Source organism: Mesorhizobium sp. M7A.F.Ca.CA.001.10.2.1 (assembly GCF_003998575.1).
Taxonomy (GTDB): domain Bacteria; phylum Pseudomonadota; class Alphaproteobacteria; order Rhizobiales; family Rhizobiaceae; genus Mesorhizobium.
The window spans coordinates 1-1,404 of sequence record NZ_RZQY01001016.1 but is presented as its reverse complement, the minus strand read 5'-3'; the positions used below and the strand labels follow the sequence as shown (position 1 = coordinate 1,404).

The window sequence follows — 1,404 nt, the reverse complement described above, 5'->3', positions numbered from 1 at the left end:
GCCTGATGCCGGAAGATGCCGCGCGGTTCGGCGCGACCTGGCAATGCGACGGCGGCACCGTCTGCACGCCGCTGGCCACCGCTTCAGGCGTGCACACGAAACTGGCGCAATGCCTGCTGCCCAAGGACAGCGAAAAAATGTTTTCCGGCCACCCCTGCCTGACCGGCTCGATCGCCAGCAACGCGGTGCAGCCTTTCAACGACCGCTACAGCAGATCGGGCCAGTTCGCGGCCTTCGCCCCGGATGTCTCGCGCACCGCCTATACCTGCCGGCCGCCGAAGATCGGCGTGCCGGGCGGGATCGCTTATCGCGGCTGCGACGACAAGGACCGCGACTTCGCGGCCTTCAAAGCCGGCAAGCCGATGCCGAACGAGATTTGCGGGCTGGTCGGCGGCAAGAAATTCGATATCTGCGTGGCCACCAACAATTTCGACCAATGTCTTGGCGGCGCCGTCAATCGCGGCAACCGGCCGGCCTGTTCGGCCGATCATTTCTGCCGCGAGGACTATATGTGCCAGTCACTGCCGCCTGACACGCCGGGCATCGGCAAGGTGAAAGGCATCGGCTTCTGCTCGCCGACTTACTTTATCTTCCAGATGCGTATCGACAATCACGCGACGCCATGGGGCAGCCCTGTCCGCGCCACCATGGGGGCGGGATTTGGCGCGGCGGAAGAGGAGTGAGCTGCCCGACGGTTACCTCGGATAGATGCCCAGCCACGCCTCACAGCGGGATGTTGTCGTGCTTCTTCCAGGGGTTCTGCATGTCCTTGTTGCGCAGCATGCGCAGCGCGCGCGCGATGCGGCGGCGGGTCGAGTGCGGCATGATCACCTCATCGACATAGCCGCGCTCGGCGGCGACGAAGGGCGACAGGAAGCGATCCTCGTAAGCCTTTGTGTGGGCTGCGATCTTTTCGATGTCACCGATGTCCTTGCGATAAATGATCTCGACCGCCCCCCTGGCACCCATCACCGCGATCTGCGCCGTCGGCCAGGCATAGTTCATGTCGCCGCGCAGATGTTTCGACGCCATCACGTCATAGGCGCCGCCATAGGCTTTGCGGGTGATGACGGTGATCTTCGGTACGGTGGCCTCGGCATAGGCGAACAGGAGTTTCGCGCCATGCTTGATCAGCCCGCCATATTCCTGCGCGGTGCCAGGCAGGAAGCCGGGGACATCGACGAAGGTGACGATCGGGATCGAAAAACAGTCGCAGAAGCGCACGAAACGGGCCGCCTTGCGGCTGGCGTCGGAATCGAGCACGCCGGCCAGCACCATCGGCTGGTTGGCGACGAAGCCGACGGTGCGGCCCTCGACGCGCCCGAACCCGGTGACGATGTTCTTGGCGAAGTTCTGCTGGATTTCGAAGAAGTCGCCTTCGTCGGCAACTTTCATGATCAGTTC

At 63.5% G+C, this 1,404-nt stretch carries 1 protein-coding gene and 1 pseudogene; one reads left to right on the top strand and one right to left on the bottom strand.

What is annotated here, in order from left to right; genetic code table 11:
- Positions 1–683 (top strand): annotated as a pseudogene (locus EN964_RS34600) (hypothetical protein); the annotation flags it as partial.
- A 40-nt stretch (positions 684–723) separates the two neighbouring features.
- On the opposite strand, the gene EN964_RS34595 reads toward EN964_RS34600, so the two are convergent.
- A partial coding sequence (locus EN964_RS34595; protein WP_281059599.1) for an acyl-CoA carboxylase subunit beta occupies positions 724–1,404 on the bottom strand: 681 nt, incomplete at its 5' end.